The organism is Methylomonas sp. Kb3 (genome assembly GCF_002834115.1).
GTDB classification, from domain to species: Bacteria; Pseudomonadota; Gammaproteobacteria; order Methylococcales; family Methylomonadaceae; genus Methylomonas; species Methylomonas defluvii.
In genome coordinates this window covers 1-17,284 of record NZ_PIZT01000020.1, presented here as the reverse complement: position 1 = coordinate 17,284, position 17,284 = coordinate 1, and the positions used below count along the sequence as shown (strand labels likewise).

Sequence of the window (17,284 nt, the reverse complement as noted above, 5' to 3'; positions counted from 1 at the left end):
ACGGTTTTTGATACGGATCAGCGCTAATTGGCATGCGTAGGTTTGGACAGCGTTACACAAAGGAGCCGGCTAATTGCTTAGTCTCTCGTATTTGGATTGGCTCGGCGGGTGGGGGCGGGATAAAAAAACGCCCCTGCCAACAAACTTGGTAGAGGCGGCGCGACAATCGCTAGAGGGTTAACTATTGTAATCTTAGAAACCTATTGGATAAGACTTGTCTCCAGCTTACCCGCTGGGGCGGATGACTCCGCCCAACCGCCGCCCAAAGCCTTGTAAACAGCGGTCAAGGCGGTAGCCATGACGGTTTCGCTTTGCGCCAGCTGGCTTTGATCCTGCAACAAGCGAAGTTCGCTATCCAACACGGTCAGAAAATCCGCTATACCTTCCTGATAGCGCAGATGCGCCAGTGCCGCGGCTTTTTCGCTGGCCTGCGCCGCAGCCAGTAAGGAGCTGCGGCGGGCGCGTTCTTGCCTGTAGCTGACCAGGGCGTTTTCGGTTTCTTCCAAGGCATTTAGTACGGTTTGTTCATACTGAGCCAGGCTGGCTTCGGCGCGGGCGTCGGCAGCTTTGATGCGGGCGTAAACCCGGCCTAAATCAAATGCTGCCCAGCTGATTTTCGGGCCAACTGAATAGGTTTCCGAGCCCGGAGCGACCAAGCCGGACAGGGTGCTGGCTTCCAACGACAGACTCCCAACAAACGTCACGCGCGGGAATAAGTCGGCCGTGGCCACGCCGATGCGGGCAGTGGCGGCGGCCAAGGTGCGTTCGGCAACCCGAATATCCGGCCGGCGGCGCAGGAGTTGCTCCGGGTTGCCGATTTGGATACTGTCCGGTGCTTTGGGTAACGGTGCGGACTGCACCAAACTACTGGTCAGCGTGTCGGGCATTTGCCCGGTCAATACGCTGAGTCTATGGATGGCTTGGGCGATGGCACTTTCCAGGCGCGGTATGCCGGCTTTGGTGCTTTCCAATTGCGCCAGCGCTCTGGACGTGTCCAGCTCGGTGCCGCGGCCGTTTTCCAGTTTGACTTGGGTTAGCTCCAGGGTTTGCGCCTGGTTGTCGGCATTTTTGCGGGCGACCGCTAATTGGTTTTGCAGACCGCGCAATTCAAAATAATTCCGGGCCGCTTCGGCGATCAGACTGACGCCGATGTCGCGCAGACTGGCTTCTTGGGCTTCGACTTCGTCGTTACTGGCCTCGACATTGCGCCGCACCCGGCCGAAGAAATCAATTTCCCAAGAGGCGTCAAAACCGGTGTTGTACAGCTTCAATTCGCGTGGAAAAACGCCGGTGCGGTTATTGAATGAACCGGTACTGCGTTTTTGCTCGGTGTAATTGGCATGCGAGGTCACGGTCGGTAACAGGTTCAGGCCGGTTTCCAGATATAAAGCGCGCGCTTCCGCCAGATTGGCGCGAGCGGCTTTTAGTTCATAGTTGTGGCTGATAGTGTTATCGATCAAGGCGCTCAATTGGGGATCGTTGAACAGCTGCCACCACTGCTCTTCGATGCCGCGATCAGAAAACTCTTGGGCGTTAGCAAAACTGGCGGGTAAATCCGCAGTGGCCGGCAATTCATAATCCGGTCCGACCGCGCAGCCGCCGAGCAGCAAGCCGAGCAGGCCGGCAGCACTCAGGGCCTGATGCCGGCGTTTGGAGGGGCGCAGACTCATTTGTGGGCCTCGATTGCAGGTTGATGAGTGGTTAAGTCGGTGGCTGTGGGCCGCAGGCGTTGGGCGATGGCTTGTACTACGACATAAAACACCGGAGTGAGTAACAAGCCGAACACCGTGACGCCGATCATGCCGCTGAACACCGCGGTGCCCAGCAGACGCCGGGATTCGGCGCCGGCACCTTGGGCAATTACCAAAGGAAATACGCCCATGATGAAGGCAAAAGAGGTCATCAGAATGGGCCGTAAGCGGATGCGCGAGGCTTCCACCGCCGCTTCGAAGCGGTTAAGGCCGCTTTCCTGGCGCTGTTTGGCAAACTCGACGATCAAAATCGCATTCTTACTCGCCAGCCCCACCAGTACGATGAAGCCGATTTGCGTGAAGATGTTGTTATCCATATGGCTCAACCACACCCCGGTCATCGACGACAAAATACACATGGGTACAATCAAAATCACCGCAAACGGCAGCGACCAGCTTTCGTATTGTGCGGCCAGGGCCAGGAAGACGAAGATCACGCTGAGCGGAAACACCAGCATCGCCACATTACCAGCCAAGACTTGCTGCAAGCTCAGTTCGGTCCATTCGAAATCAAAGCCGGGCGGCAACTCGGCGGACAGCAGTTTGCTCATGGTGTCGATGGCCTGGCCGGAGCTGATGCCGGGCAGGGTGCCGCCGTTGATTTCCGCCGCCGGATACATGTTGTAACGGGTGATTTTGTCCGGGCCGGCGATTTCTTTGACCTCGCTGACCGCACCCAAGGGCACCATGCCGCCTTGGCGGTTTTTGGTTTTTAATTGGTCAATATCACCCGGCAACATCCTGAATGGGGCGTCGGATTGTGCGGTGACTTGATAAGTGCGGCCGAAGGCATTGAAGTCGTTGACGTATAAGGAGCCCAGATAAATTTGCAAGGTGTCGAACACGTCTTTCAAAGGTACGTCCATCGCCTTCACCCGGGTTCTATCCACGTCCACAAACAATTGCGGCACGCCGGACCTAAACGTGCTGAACAATCCCACCAAACCGGGCTGTTGATTGCCCTTGCCCAACATTTCATTGGTGACGCGCTGCAATTCGTCCACGCCGGCGTTGTTTCTGTCCTCAATTTGCAGCTTAAAACCGCCGACCGAACTCATGCCGCGAATCGGCGGCGGCGCGAACACGGCGATGCGGGCGTTGGGAATCACGCTCAGGCGCTGGGTAAGGCTTTTGACGATCTCGTCGGCATGCAATTCGGGGTGACCGGCCCGGTCGGTAAATTCGCCTAAGCGGGCAAACATGGTGGCTACATTGGACTGATTCGCCCCGCTGAGCACTGACCAGCCGGCGTAGGCGTTGACGTGTTGCACGCCCTGGGTATCCAGAATGATCTTGCTGGCCTGCTGCACCACGTCCTGGGTGCGGGCCAGGGACGCAGCGTCGGGCAATTGCGCGTACAACACCAGGTAGCCTTGGTCTTGCTGCGGAATAAAACCGGTCGGTACTTTTTCAAATGCCAGGAAGTTTAAGCCGTTCAGGCCGACATACATCACCAGAACGACAGCGGTCACGCGAATCAACCGGCCGACCAAGCGCGAATAGCCCACGCTGAAACGCTCGAAAAACCGGTTAAACGCGCCGAAAAACCAACCGAACAACTTGTCGAATACTTTGGTGAAAGCGTCTTTATTGTCGTGAGCGCGATCCAACAGCAAAGCGCACAAGGCCGGGCTCAGTGTCAACGAGTTAAACGCCGAAATCACGGTGGACACCGCAATGGTCAAGGCAAACTGCTTGTAAAACGCGCCCGATACGCCAGTGATAAAAGCAGTGGGCACGAATACCGCCACCAGCACCAAGGCCGTGGCAACCACAGGGCCCACCACTTCGGACATGGCCAGGCGCGTGGCTTCTCGGGCATGTAGGCCTTCGGCGATATGCCGCTCGACGTTTTCCACCACCACGATGGCGTCGTCCACCACAATACCTATAGCCAGCACCAAGCCGAATAGCGATAGGGTGTTTAAGGAAATCCCCAAAGCCGACATCACCGCAAAGGTGCCGATCAGCGAAACCGGAACCGCCAGCAACGGAATCACCGCCGCCCGCCAGTTTTGCAGGAACACGATCACCACCAAGACCACCAACAGCAAGGCTTCGAACAGGGTCTCGACCACCGCGTCTATCGATTGCTCGACGAACACCACGGTGTCGTAAACTAGCTTGTAATCCAGGCCTTCCGGGAAACGGGTTTTCAGCTTCTCCATTGCTGCCATCACCGCCTTTTTGGTATCGATGGCGTTGGAGCCGGGCAGTTGGAAAATAGCCAGACCGACCGTCTCATCACCGTCCAGATACAAGCCGGAGTTGTAATCCTTGGCGCCCAGTTCGATGCGCGCCACGTCTTTGAGGCGCGTCACTTGGCCGTTTTCGCCTTGTTTGATGACGATCTCGCCAAATTGCTCGGGGGTGCTGAGGCGGCCCAGGGTGCTGACGGTGTATTGGTATTCGGCGCTGTTCGGCGAGGGTTGCTGACCCACCACCCCGGCCGCGACTTGCACATTTTGCTCGCGTACCGCATTCACCACCTCGGCGGCGGTCAGGTTGCGGGCGGCGATGGTTTGCGGATTCAGCCACAGGCGCATGCTGTAGTCGCGGGCGCCGAATAGCAGAATATCACCCACGCCGGGCAAACGAGCCAAGGTGTCGCGGATTTGCAGCAGCGCGTAGTTACTCATATAAACGCTGTCGTAGCGTTTATCTGGCGAGACCAGGTTAACCACCAGACTTAAATCCGGGCTGCGCTTTTTCACGCTCAAACCTTGGCGGCGCACTTCTTCCGGCAACTTCGGTTCGGCCAGCGCCACCCGGTTTTGCACCAAAACCTGGGCTTTATCCAGATTGGCGCCGGGTTTAAAAGTGACGGTCAAAGACATCGCGCCGCTATTGGTGGACTGCGAAGACATATACAACATGTCTTCCACGCCGTTCACTTCCTGCTCGATTGGCGTTGCCACCGTTTCCGCAACGACTTTGGCATTGGCGCCGGGATAGTTGGTGCTGACCACGACGGTAGGCGGAGCAATTTCCGGGTATTGGGCAATCGGCAGACCGATCAGCGCCAAACCGCCGACCAACAGGATGACAATCGACAACACCGCCGCAAAGATCGGCCGGTCGATAAAAAAATGACTGAATTTATCCATAGCTTATTGTGCTCCCGGCGCGGCCAAATCGATGCGTTCCGGATTGACTTTGGCGCCGGGTTTGAGCTTTTGCACGCCTTCTACTACCACCCAATCACCGGCTTGCAAGCCGCTGCGGATTACGCGCAACTCGCCGATGCGCGAGCCGGGGGTGACTTGCCGGTATTCGGCTTGGTTGTCTTGATTGATGACCCAGACAAACTGCTGCGCCTGATCGGTCGCGACTGCGCGGTCAGGCAGTAACAGAGCAGGGTAGGATGCCGATGCCTGTACCCGCAAGCGCGCAAAAAAACCGGGACTTAACAATTCGTCCGGATTGGCGAACACGCCGCGCAAGCTCAGCGTGCCGGTGGCGGCATCCTCGCGCGGGGCAATGTAGTCCAGCTTGCCTTGATGCGGAAAATCGGTTTCGTCGGCCACCGCCAGTTGTACCGGCGTACCTTTTAGATCGGCGGCGGTTTGGCCGTGTTGCTGGGCATGTCGGCGATAACGTAACACCGATTGTTCGTCGGCATCGACGTACACGTACACCGGATCGGTGGACACAATATTGGTCAGTACGGTGTCGTCGGCTTTGACCAAATTGCCAGCGGTGATCATCTCGCGGCCTACCCGCCCGCTGATGGGCGCGCGGATTTCAGTGTATTCCAGGTTTAATTTTGCGGTGTAGACGTTGGCTTCCGCCGATTCGACCGCCGCCGCCGCTTCGCGCAAGCCTTTGGTGCGCATGTCGTATTCTTCGGCGGAAATGGCTTTGGCTTTGAATAGGTTTTCGGCGCGGGTCAAATCGTTTTTCGCCAACTCGCGTTTGGTTTTGGCGCGCTCCAGTTCGGCTTGTGCGTAATTCAGCTGGGCTTTCAGCGGTTTGGGGTCGATTTGAAACAGCAAGTCGCCTTTCTTGACCTTAGCGCCAGCGGTGAAATTGACGGTGTCCAAATAACCGCCGACCCGTGCGCGGATGTCCACCGAGTTGATCGCTTCGATCCGGCCGGTGTATTCGTCCCATTCCGTCGTTTCGCGGTTTAAGGGCTGCGCGATTTTTACGTTGGGCGGCGGTGGCGCGGCTGTTGCCCCGGCGGGGGCTCCGGCATCGCCACAGCCAGCCAAAGTCAGTTGCAGGGCGATGCCGACCACGCCGAGCTTTACCACATGTCGCTGTGCTTGGCGATGGGTTTGCCCTGCAAAATCAGCCGCTACCGGCGATGAAGGGGGCTGTTGGGATGCAAGCGTCATGCGCGTTTTTTTTGCCATTGCCGTGTACTGCCTTAGTCGTCGTTTAACTAAAAATGGTAATATCTATTACCGTTTAGTCTAGGTTATCATCTTTATCCAAGTCAATTCATTTCGCGAATCACACAGCATGGTTAAATGTGGACGTCCCTGTAAGGGCGATGAGCAGCAAAGTCGGGATCGATTACTCGATGCGGCCTTACAGCTTTTTCTTGAAAACGGTTACGGCAACCTGAGTATGGAAACCATCGCCCGCGATGCGCGGGTATCGCTGCGGACGATCTATAGCCAATTCGGCGGCAAAGCCGGTTTATTCGGCGCGTTGATCCGGCGTTGCAGTGATCAATTTATCGGTAGCCTGTCCGACGATTGCGAGTTGGAAGAGGCGTTGACCAATTTTGCCCGGCAGTTTTTGTTTCGGATTACCCGTCCGGATGTATTGCGGATGCGGGCGATATTGATCGGCGAATCACCACGTTTTCCTGATCTGGCGACACAATTTTACGAACAAGGACCGCGCCGGACGCTGGGATTGTTAGCGCAGTTTTTTATCTGCCAGCAACAGGCTGGCTTAATGATAGATATGGACCCGTATTTCCTTGCCGACCAATTCATCAGTGCGGTGCGTGGCGAACGCTTACAGCGCTTACAGTTGGGTTTGGAGCCGACGCCCGACGAAGCAGAGATAGACGTTTGGGTACGTCAGTCTGTCAGTTTGTTTTTGCAAGGGTGTCTGGTAACCCGTTAAGGCATTTCATGTGCCGCGCTGGCGGCATACTTCAGACCTCGCAGTTAATCCATTCCGGAAACGGGGTTCCGGATTTCGCGGCGGTGACGATCATCAAGGTCGAGTTGTAGTGGGCGACTTTTTTCGGACACCGAGATAGGTCGTTGGGCTGCTATTTTCATTTCCTAGCAACAGGGCGGCAGGTAAGCCCATGGCTAATGACAAGCGCCGCATATTCGAGAAGTTGACAATATAGTCGGTCACAGCGCGAAAAGCCGCGGTTTGCTCAAACTAGAAACCTAATTAACGCGCTTGAATTAAAGCTAGGCAAATTTTTGCGTTCGACTCATTTTAAATCGACTATATTATTTCCATACCGTTCTTGTGGTCTGTCGGAAACTATCCTTTGCGGCAACTGAACTGAACGGTTATGATCGGGCCGCTATTTTGTCTGAGCACGCTAATCCGCATCGAGTAACCGCCAGACGGGCCGCGTTAGTCATAACTGACCTAGCGGCCTTAAGACAAAAAGCGGACAGGCGACCATTTCCATTCATGTCAGCAATTGGAATCGTATGCAACCGACCTTTCGAAATCGCAAACTCATCCATATTCGGCTTAGCGCCGCTGCCTTAGTTTTCCTAATCGGTTGTCCGGCTCCCGGTCAAGCGGCTGAAGTGGTTCCCGAGGCGGGGTCGATTCTACGAAATATCAAACCCGAACCGATTTTGCCGGGTGATTCGAACGTCCCGTTCGAAATCACGGAGCAACCGGCGCCTGCCGGTGAAGGCGACATCCGTATTCAAGTTAAGGGATGGAAAATCAGCGGCGCCGAGTTGATCGGCGAAGCCGAACTACAGGCGTTTCTGAAAGACCACATCGGCAAGGACTTAAGCTTGGCCGAACTGCGCAAGATCACTCGCGATATAGCAGAGTATTACCAGCAACGTGGCTTTTTTGCCCGCGCGGTATTGCCCGCTCAGCAAATTCGCGACGGCATCGTCGAAATCCTGATCCGCGAAGCGAAATTAGGCAAAGTCGAGGTCGACGATCCGGCCGCCGTCTACCGAAACGATATTCCCCGACAAACCATGTTGGCGGCTCAGCCCGCAGGGGAGGCTTTGCGATTGGCCGATATGCAACGCGGCATCCTGCTGTTGAACGATCTGACCGGCGGCACGGTTTCTTCCACTCTGAAGGCCGGCGCTAGAGCCGGCGAATCCGACCTGCTGCTGAAAATCGATCCCAGCAACTTAATCAGCGGCTCCTTGGATTACAGCAATACCGGCGTGCGCTCAGTTGGCATGAACCAATTCGGCGGATCGCTAAACCTGAATAATCCGTTGCGCCTCGGCGATCTGGCCTCGTTACGGGTTCAAGGCGGCAGCGGTAACGTTTACGGCAGAATTGCCTATTCGTTGCCGGTAGGCTACTCCGGGCTGCGGATTGGTCTCGCCGCGTCCGCGCTGGACTACACCCTGGGTGAACCCTTTCAGTCGTTGGACGCTCAAGGTTCGGCCTGGACCGGCGGTACCTTCGCCACCTATCCCTTGCTTCGCGGGGTGAGCACGAATCTTTACGTGGCCAGCGGTTTCGACGATCGCCACTATTACAACACCAGCCTCGGGAGCGTGGTCAGCGATAAAGAGGTACAAAGCGGCTACATAGGTCTGAGCGGCGATCATCAGGACGACTTGCTGGGCGGCGCGGTCACGCTATTCGGCGCAACAATGGTGGCGGGCAACCTGGATTTGTCGGGAAGCTTGGCCGACCAGACTCAAAACCGGGCCACGGCCCGCGCCGGCGGCGCCTATCAAAAGTTCTCGCTTAACGCCTCCCGTCTACAAAGCCTGACCGACAAATTGCGCTTCTATGCCGGCGTCAGTGGACAACTGGCCACCAAAAATCTGGATTCTTCCGAAAAATTCAGTCTGGGCGGGCCTTTCGGCATCAGAGCTTATCCAGTCAACGAAGCCCTGGGCGACGAAGGCTATCTGATGAATTTCGAACTACGCTACGAGGTTTATGAGCATGTCGAGTTGGTCGGCTTCATCGATCACGGCGGCATCACGCTGCACAACGACCTCTGGCCGAATGCCACCGAAGGCGGGCCTAACCATTACACGCTCAGCGGCGGCGGCTTTGGAATCAACTGGGTGGTACCCGGTAATTTCGTCATCCGCGGCAGCGTTGCCCAACGCATAGGCGCCAACCCAGCCCGTTCGGCAGACGGCAACGATTCGGACGGCACTTACAAAACGCCTCATTTTTGGGTCAGCCTGAGCAAAGCGTTTTAAAAGTCTTTTGACGCCATTTTTCCACCCACTCAACCGGCGATACCACTGTGGATAACCAATTGCTGTTTTATAAACGCATCGTCAGTTTGAACCCAGCCGCTCACGGCCGGTTGCATATTGCGCCATCCGAAGACGTCGGTTACGCGCGCGTTAGTAACTCGGTGCCGCTGATTGGTCCCGAATTCAGCGAAGCCGGCAAGGAATACCCGATCGCCTTCGCCAAAGCCGGCGACGGCCACTTCGTTCCGGTGGTAGTGCTGGGCTTGAACGACGGCGAAAACCTGTTCGTCAACGCTGCTGGCCGTTGGACCGGACATTACATACCAGCCTTCGTCCGCCGATACCCGTTCGTACCTGCCGAACAGGCCGAAGACAAGCAATTGGTCGTCTGTTTTGACGACACTTGCCCGCGTTTTAACGAAACGGCCGGCGAGCCTTTGCTGGTGGACGGCGCACCGTCAGCTTACCTGCAACAAATCATCGCCTTTTTGCGGGAGTTCCACGCCGAATCGCAGCGGACTGCGCAATTTGCCGCTACCTTGCACGAATTGGACCTCTTAACCGAACGCCGGGCCGATGCAGTATCACCGAGCGGCGAGCGTTACTCCTTATCCGGCCTTTGGATCGTGGACGAGGCGCGCTTCCAAAAAATTGGCGGCGATGCGTTGGACAGCCTGTTCCAAGCCGGCTGGTTAGGATTGATCTATCTGCACTTGGCGTCGTTGAGCAATTTTGCCCGCCTATTGGAGCGTAAAGCCGCCGTAAGCACCGAATAACCGCACTGATTCGAGAGGACAGTCTTATGAACCGATATGCTAACCAAAGTCGCACGCCGCACTTCAACCGTCATCCGCTGGTGCTGGCGATACAGATCGCCTTGGCTGGTGCTTGGCAGCCGGCCTTGGCCGAATTGGCCGGCAATGCGCTGCCGAATGGCGGCCAGGTGACGTCAGGACAGGCACAAATCCACCAAGATGGCGCACGGATGGATGTCGTACAAGGCAGTGATAAAGCTATCATCAACTGGCAGAGCTACAACATCGGCGCCAGTGCCCATGTGGATTATCAACAGCCTAACGCCAGCGCGATCGCGCTGAACCGCGTAGCAGCCGGCGAAGCATCGGTCATTGCCGGCCGATTGACCGCCAACGGTCAGGTGTTTCTGGTGAATCCCAACGGCGTGCTGTTTGCCAAGGGCGCTCAAGTCGATGTTGGCGCGATGGCGGCGTCGACGATGAACATCAGCGATGCGGATTTCCGTGCCGGCAACTACCATTTCAAGCGCGACGGCAGCGACGCCGGCGTCGTCAATCAGGGCGACATCCGTGCCAAGGACGGCGGATACGTGGCCTTGCTGGCCCCCAACGTCAGCAACGAAGGTGTGGTCCAGGCCCGTTTGGGCACGGTGGCGCTGGCCGGCGGCGATGGCGTAAAACTGGAATTAGACGAAGGTAAACTGGTCAACGTTCAAGTCGATCCAGCCACCGTCAATTCACTGATCGAGAACAAACAGTTGATCCGCGCCGATGGCGGCCGGGTCATCATGACTGCCAGCGCCGCCGACCAATTGCGCGGCGCCGCGATTAATAACAGCGGCGTGATTGAAGCCAAATCCCTGGTTAATCGCGGCGGTTCGATAGAACTGATCGGCGACGAAGTGCGTAACAGCGGCACACTGGACGTGTCCGCCGCCGAGAATACTCAAGGCGGCAATGTCGTCGAGCACGGCCGGCTGGTCGTCGACACCGGCACCGTCCGCGCCGACGGTGATAGCGGCGGGGATATTCGCCTGACCGGCGACCGCGTGCTGCAAACCGGAACGCTCAGTGCCGAAGGTACCGTCTCCGACGGCGGCCGAATTACGATTGCCGCCGATAGTCGAGTCATCCAGACTGTATCCGCCAAACTGTCTACTAAGGGAAGTCAAAACGGCGGCGACATCGCCGTGACCGCCGGGAGCCAAGGTGGCGTATTCAGTTCCGCCACCCTGGATGCCGGCGGCGTTGCCGGACGCGGCGGCAATATCACCGTCACCGGCGGCAAAGACGTCACGTTGGCTGCTGCGACGATCACCGCCAACGGTGCCAAGGGTGGCGGCAAAATCAGTATCGGCGGCGGTTTTCACGGCAATGACACGGCGGTTCGCAATGCCGCGATAACCCGAATCAATCCCTTCACCCAACTGCAAGCCGACGCCATTGATATAGGCAACGGCGGCGAGGTCGTGGTTTGGTCGGATCAGCAAACCGATTTTTACGGCACGATCTCCGCCAAGGGTGGTTCGGCGGGCGGCGACGGCGGTACCGTGGAAGTCTCGTCTCACGAGGCCCTGCTGTTTGGCGGAACTGTTACCACCTTGGCCAGTCAGGGTCGCAACGGCAGTCTATTACTCGACCCGCGCAACATCACCATCGACAGCAGCGGCCAGTACCCGCAATTCGATTTCGAAGACCCCAATCCGACCAACACACTGGGCGTCACATCCGGCTTCGGCACCGGCACGTCGGTACTGTGGAGCACCAACGTGGCGGTCACGAATCCCTATGACGACTTCGGCGGCCAGGATGCCGGCGCGGTTTATTTGTACAACGGCTGGTCCGGGGCGCTGATCGCGACCGTCACCGGTAGCCACGCCGATGATCGCCTCGGCAGTGGTGGGATCACCCAGCTGGTTAGCCAAAACACCAATACCAACGTCAACGTCTCGTTCAGTTCGCTGGGCAACTTTTTAATTTCCAGTCCGCATTGGGACGGCGGCAAGGGGGCGGTGACCTGGTCAAGCGGTACCACGGGATTAAGCGGCACCGTATCGTCAGCCAACAGTTTGGTCGGCAGCTCGGCAAGCGATGCCGTGGGCAGCGGCAGTATCGTGTTGGTCGATAATTATTACGGCGCGACCGGTCACACTTGGAGCAACGACAACGGCTACCTGAAATATTTAGTCTTGAACCCGCAATGGAATGGCAATACCGGTGCGGTCACGATGGGTAGTGCGTTGAGCGGAATATCCGGTGTCATTTCATCCACCAACAGCCTGGTCGGTGCGGCGTCTGGAGACCGAATCGGCAGCAGCGGCATTACGCAATTCGTCACCGAGTTTCATGACTACAACAGTAGCGGCGCGTTGATTACTGCCACCGAGTATTACCGCAATTATTTCGCGATAGCCAGCCCGCACTGGCAGAACGGCGCCAGCGCGGACGCCGGTGCGGTCACGTGGGCCAGCGGTTTGGCCGCATTGACCGGCACCGTTTCTTCGGCGAATAGTTTGGTCGGCAGCAATGCCAACGACCAGATCGGTAGCGGCGACATCAAAGTGCTTTATTACAGCAACAGTACCAACTACACCAGTCAACCCAGCGATACCCCGCCGCACGGCCACGTCAACACTTACCGTACCGACGCCGCGTATGTAGTCGCCAGCCCGCATTGGGACGGCGATAAAGGTGCGGTCACCTGGCTCAATGCCGCAACCGGTTATGCGTCCGGTGGGGCGACGCCCGGTTTCGCGGTATCGTCGGCCAACAGTCTGGTCGGCGCCACCGCCGGCGATTTGGTCGGCAGTGGCGGCATCCAGTTACTCAGCCACTACACCAGCCGCAGCCCGGATACCGGCTATACTTCAACCCATCCGTATTACTTGATACTCAGTCCCCATTTCAACAATGGCGGCTCAACCGCCGACGCCGGTGCGATCACCTGGGGCGACGGCCGCACCATCACCTACGGCACTGTCACGACGACGGACTTATTCGGAAACACGCTAACGAATATCCCGACCGAAACCAGCACCAACAACGGCGGCGTATCCGGTGTCATCGGCAGCGGCAACAGCTTGGTCGGCAGCCATGCCGGCGATCAGGTCGGCAGCGGCGGCGCCAGTTACCTAGGGCAAGATCCGGGTTACATGGTACTCAGCCCGTTATGGAATGGCAGCGCCGGTGCGGTGACCTTCTGGAACGCCACAGCCACCAAGACCGGCACCTTGGGCTCGGCCAACAGTCTGGTCGGTACGACCGCCAACGATCATGTCGGAGGGGGCGGAATTTTGATGAAGGACGGTTACTATTTGGTGTTGAGTCCTGACTGGGACAACGGCGGAGCCACTGATGCCGGGGCGGTCACCTGGGGTAGCAAAACGAGCGGCGTCAGCGGCGCGGTCGGCGCGGGAAACAGCTTGGTCGGCAGTACAGCCAACGACGGTGTCGGCAGCGACGTCAACAATATCGTCGATGTGGGCGTGGCCGATTACGTGGTCCTAACCCCCACCTGGGATAACGGCGGTAATGCCGATGCGGGCGCCGCGAGTTGGGGTAGTGTCGGCAGCGGCGTCAGTGGCGCTATCAGTAGCAGCAACAGCTTGATTGGAAGTCATACCAACGACCGAGTAGGTAGCGGCGGCGTCGTAACGGCTTTTAACGGTGTGGAGACCGCAAACAACTGGACTTACACCTATTTTTACGGCGTGATCAGCCCGCATTGGGACAGTGATCGCGGGGCTGTCACATTCGGCGCCGAAGCCAGCGGTATCCAAGGAACCGTTGGCTCTGGTAACAGCCTCGTCGGCGACACCGCAGCTGATCAGGTTGGCAGCGGCGGTGTCAAAGCCGGGCAATATACCGAATTGACTTACAACGGAAGCACTTGGTCAGGCACCCGCACTGCTTATTATTTGGTTATTAGCCCCAATTGGAGCGACGGCGGCAACGCGAACGTTGGGGCCGTTACCAAAACCGCGGCGGCCACAGGCATAACCGGAAGTATTAGCTCGGCAAACAGCTTGATCGGCGGTACCGCAGGCGATCAAATCGGCAGCGGCGGCGTCACGCTGTTGCCGTACGACTGGACCACGGGTAGCGGAGTAGGTCAGAAACAGTACCATCTGGATTATTACTCGATTGCGAGTCCTTATTGGGACAACGGCGCGACGGCCGATGCCGGCGCGGTGACCTGGGGCAGCGTCACCACGACGGCCGGCGCGGCGTCGCCGTTGACCGGCAATGCCAGCGCGGCCAACAGTTTGGTCGGTACTCACGCCAACGACCGCGTCGGCAGTGGCGGCGTGGTCGCACTGCCGGCTGAATATAACAACGCGACGCGGGTGGGCTATGTTGTGATCAGCCCGAACTGGGGTAACGGCACCGACACGCAGTTGGGTGCGGTGACATGGGGCAGCCGCCTGACCGGCGCTTTAGGGGCGGTGAGCAGCAGCAACAGCCTGATAGGCGCCACCTCCGGCGATCAGGTCGGCAGCGGCGGCGTCACGGTTTTGACGAACGGTTACGATCCTATCAACGGCGTCTCGAGTTATAACTATCTGGTGTTAAGTCCGCATTGGCACAGCGGCGCCAACGCCGATGCCGGCGCGGTGACCTGGGTCGCGGAAAAAACCGGTTTCGCTTACGGCGAGAGCAGCCAAGGCGCGGTGGTCGGGATCGGTAACAGCTTGGTCGGCAGCCAGGCTGGCGACCAGGTCGGCAGCGACGGGATCATAGACTTGGGCGTATCTTATTTAGTCGGTAGCCGGCACTGGCATAACGGTTCCGCTGCGGATGCCGGGGCGTTATCCTGGGCGCGCGCCAGCATCGGCGTCGCCGGCGCGGTGTCGGCCAGCAACAGCTTGATCGGTAGTTACAGCAATCAGGACGTCGGCCTGAACCAAGTTAGATTAACCGTTAACTACAATACCTATTACTACGACTATCTGGTCATCGATACCGATTGGCGCAACGGCGCATTGGCGAACGCCGGCGCCGTGACCTACGGCGATGCCTTCTACGGTATTTTCGGCGAGGTTTCGGACGCGAACAGCGTTATCGGCACCACGGCGAACAGCGGCATCAGCTTCGATACCGGCGGCCCTTGGGTGGATTACTATCAATATGCCGGCACCAACTATTTCAGCCTGCTGCCAGGCTTTGCTTATGACCACGGCGATACCTTCGTGGTCAGCTTCGCCAACGAAAATAGCGGCCGGGTAACCTCGGGCGCCACCGATCCGAGTCGCATTACTTATGGGATGGCGGTCGGCAAAGACATGGCCATAGCCCCGGACGTTTTGACCAATCTACTCGGCTGGGGTACCAACGTCACGCTACAAGCCAGCAACGACATCACCGTTAACAGTGCGCTCAATGTCGCCGGGCTTTTTAGTTCGTCAGCGACCCTGAAGTTGGAGGCGGGACGCAGCATTTACCTCAATGCCGACATCACCACCGACGGCGGCAATTTGGTCTTGCATGCCAACGATTTGGCCGCCAACGGCGTGGTCGATGCTGATCGTGCGGCCGGTAATGCCGTCATCGAAGTTGCCAACGGTGTTACGATCAACGCCGGCACCGGTTCCATCACCATGGAATTACGCGACGGCACCGGCAACACCGAAGACGACAGCGGCAATATCACGTTGGCGGGACAATTATTGGCCGATACGATCAGCATTATCCATCGCGGTACCGGCGGCGCGAGCGGCAGCAAAAATATCGTTTTGAACAGCGGTGCAGGCTTGACCGCCAACGGCAGCGGGGATGCGCTGGTTTTGGCGGCCGCCAGCGGCGGCGAGCTGATCAACAATGTGGGTAGCAATGTACTCTCTGCGGGCAACGGACGCTGGTTGGTGTACATGCACAGCCCATCGGGCTCGACCGAGGGCGGCCTGACCGGGGTGGCCGGTTCGGCGCTCCCCAGGCTATACAACAAAACTTACGACGGCAACGCGCCGGCAACAATCGTCGCGGGCAATCACCTGATCTATGACTACCAGCCGAGCTTGAGCGTCGACGTCGGCAACATCAGTAAAACCTACGGCGACGCCGACCCTAGCGCGAGCAGCGCATTTTCGGGCTACGTCAACGACGACGGCGTGACGGACTCGGCTACCGTCGCGGGTTTAAGCGGCACGCCGAGTTTTAGCATCGTCGGCGGCACGGCCGGCACTGCCCGCGCGGTCGGCAGCTATACCGTCAACGGCGCGGTGGGTTCGGCTGCGATCAGCGGCGGGGCCGGTTATTCGACGACGATAGGCACCGGAGGCGCCAGCGGAACCTTAACGGTCAACAAAAAAACGCTGACCGTGACCGCCAGTGACGACAGCCGCGCCTACAACGGCTTGGGCTACAGCGGTGGCCATGGCGTCAATATTACCGGCTTCGTTAACAGCGAAACATCAAGCGTATTGGGCGGCAGCGTCAGTTACGGCGGCACGTCGCAAGGCGCCACCAACGCGGGTAGCTACACCATTACCGGGAGCGGATACACTTCGAGCAACTACGATTTCAGTTATGTCAACGGCACTTTGACCATCACACCTTATGTCGTCAGCCTGACCGGCAATCGGGCCTTTAACGGTTCGACCAACGTGGCGGCCGGCATCTTTTCGACCGGCAGCTTGGTCGGCAGCGAAACCCTGAGCCTGAGCGGCACCGGTACGGTCGCCAGCAAAAACGCCGGCACCGGCAAGACAGTTACCTTAGGCACCCTGGCGCTGGCCGACGGCAGCAACGGCGGTTTGGCCAGCAACTATACGCTGACGGGCGGCACGCATAGCGCCGATATTTCAGCCGCCGGCTTGACCGTCAGCACCAGCGACGTCAGCAAGGCATACGACGGCGGCACCAGTGCGGCCGGCACCGCCACGCTGACCGGCGGTACGCTGTACGGCAGCGATAGTCTGAGCGGTGGCACATTCGCTTTCACCGACAAAAACGTCGGCAGCGGCAATAAAACAGTAAGCGTCAGCGGCGTTTCGGTGAGCGACGGCAACAGCGGCGCCAACTATTCGATCAGTTACGCTAATAACACCAGCAGCACCATCACGCCGTTCGTGGTCAGCCTGACCGGCAATCGGGCCTTTAATGGTTCGACCAACGTGGCGGCCGGTATATTCTCGACCGGCAGCTTGGTTGGCAGTGAAACCCTGAGCGTGAGCGGCACCGGCACGGTCGCCAGCAAAAACGCCGGCACCGGCAAGACAGTTACCTTAGGCACCCTGGCGCTGGCCGACGGCAGCAACGGCGGTTTGGCCAGCAACTATACGCTGACGGGCGGCACGCATAGCGCCGATATTTCAGCCGCCGGCTTGACCGTCAGCACCAGCGACGTCAGCAAGGCATACGACGGCGGCACCAGTGCGGCCGGCACCGCCACGCTGACCGGCGGTACGCTGTACGGCAG

At 58.3% G+C, this 17,284-nt stretch carries 7 protein-coding genes; 4 read left to right on the top strand and 3 right to left on the bottom strand.

Translation table 11 applies throughout. From position 1 onward, the window contains the following. Positions 1-200: 200 nt before the first annotated feature. From CWO84_RS13100 to CWO84_RS13090, 3 genes are read right to left on the bottom strand one after another with little or no spacing between them, the layout of a single operon-like run. Entirely contained in the window at positions 201-1,670 is a 1,470-nt protein-coding gene (locus CWO84_RS13100) for an efflux transporter outer membrane subunit (RefSeq protein WP_101053108.1), read from the bottom strand. Further along, the gene (locus tag CWO84_RS13095) at positions 1,667-4,858 is read right to left on the bottom strand and encodes a multidrug efflux RND transporter permease subunit (protein ID WP_101053106.1); all 3,192 of its coding nucleotides are present in this window, start codon (positions 4,856-4,858) and stop codon (positions 1,667-1,669) included. The genes CWO84_RS13100 and CWO84_RS13095 overlap by 4 nt, the downstream gene beginning before the upstream one ends. 3 nt (positions 4,859-4,861) lie before the next feature. Beyond that, positions 4,862-6,091, bottom strand: coding sequence for an efflux RND transporter periplasmic adaptor subunit (locus tag CWO84_RS13090; RefSeq protein ID WP_240618042.1), 1,230 nt, complete (start codon positions 6,089-6,091; stop codon positions 4,862-4,864). Between the two features lie 127 nt (positions 6,092-6,218). Between CWO84_RS13090 and CWO84_RS13085 the strand changes: the two genes are divergently transcribed. The 4 genes from CWO84_RS13085 to CWO84_RS13070 all read left to right on the top strand — a co-directional run. Continuing rightward, a complete protein-coding gene (locus tag CWO84_RS13085) occupies positions 6,219-6,836 on the top strand; it encodes a TetR/AcrR family transcriptional regulator (RefSeq protein ID WP_101053102.1) in 618 nt (205 codons plus the stop codon). 554 nt (positions 6,837-7,390) lie between these two features. After that, positions 7,391-9,112 carry a ShlB/FhaC/HecB family hemolysin secretion/activation protein gene (locus CWO84_RS13080; protein ID WP_101053101.1) on the top strand — a complete coding sequence of 574 codons (1,722 nt, stop codon included), beginning with the start codon at positions 7,391-7,393 and terminating at the stop codon, positions 9,110-9,112. 47 nt (positions 9,113-9,159) lie between these two features. Further along, on the top strand, positions 9,160-9,888 hold the full coding sequence (locus tag CWO84_RS13075; protein WP_101053099.1) for a SapC family protein: 729 nt from the start codon (positions 9,160-9,162) through the stop codon (positions 9,886-9,888). Between the two features lie 26 nt (positions 9,889-9,914). Continuing rightward, positions 9,915-17,284 (top strand): YDG domain-containing protein (locus CWO84_RS13070; RefSeq protein WP_117433617.1); only part of this gene is annotated, 7,370 nt, incomplete at its 3' end.

Excerpts from the sequence above, each read along its gene's own strand:
- CWO84_RS13100 (WP_101053108.1), bottom strand. The coding sequence starts at position 1,670 with ATGAGTCTGCGCCCCTCCAAACGCCGGCATCAGGCCCTGAGTGCTGCC.
- CWO84_RS13095 (WP_101053106.1), bottom strand. The coding sequence starts at position 4,858 with ATGGATAAATTCAGTCATTTTTTTATCGACCGGCCGATCTTTGCGGCG.
- CWO84_RS13090 (WP_240618042.1), bottom strand. The coding sequence starts at position 6,091 with ATGACGCTTGCATCCCAACAGCCCCCTTCATCGCCGGTAGCGGCTGAT.
- CWO84_RS13085 (WP_101053102.1), top strand. The coding sequence starts at position 6,219 with ATGGTTAAATGTGGACGTCCCTGTAAGGGCGATGAGCAGCAAAGTCGG.
- CWO84_RS13080 (WP_101053101.1), top strand. The coding sequence starts at position 7,391 with ATGCAACCGACCTTTCGAAATCGCAAACTCATCCATATTCGGCTTAGC.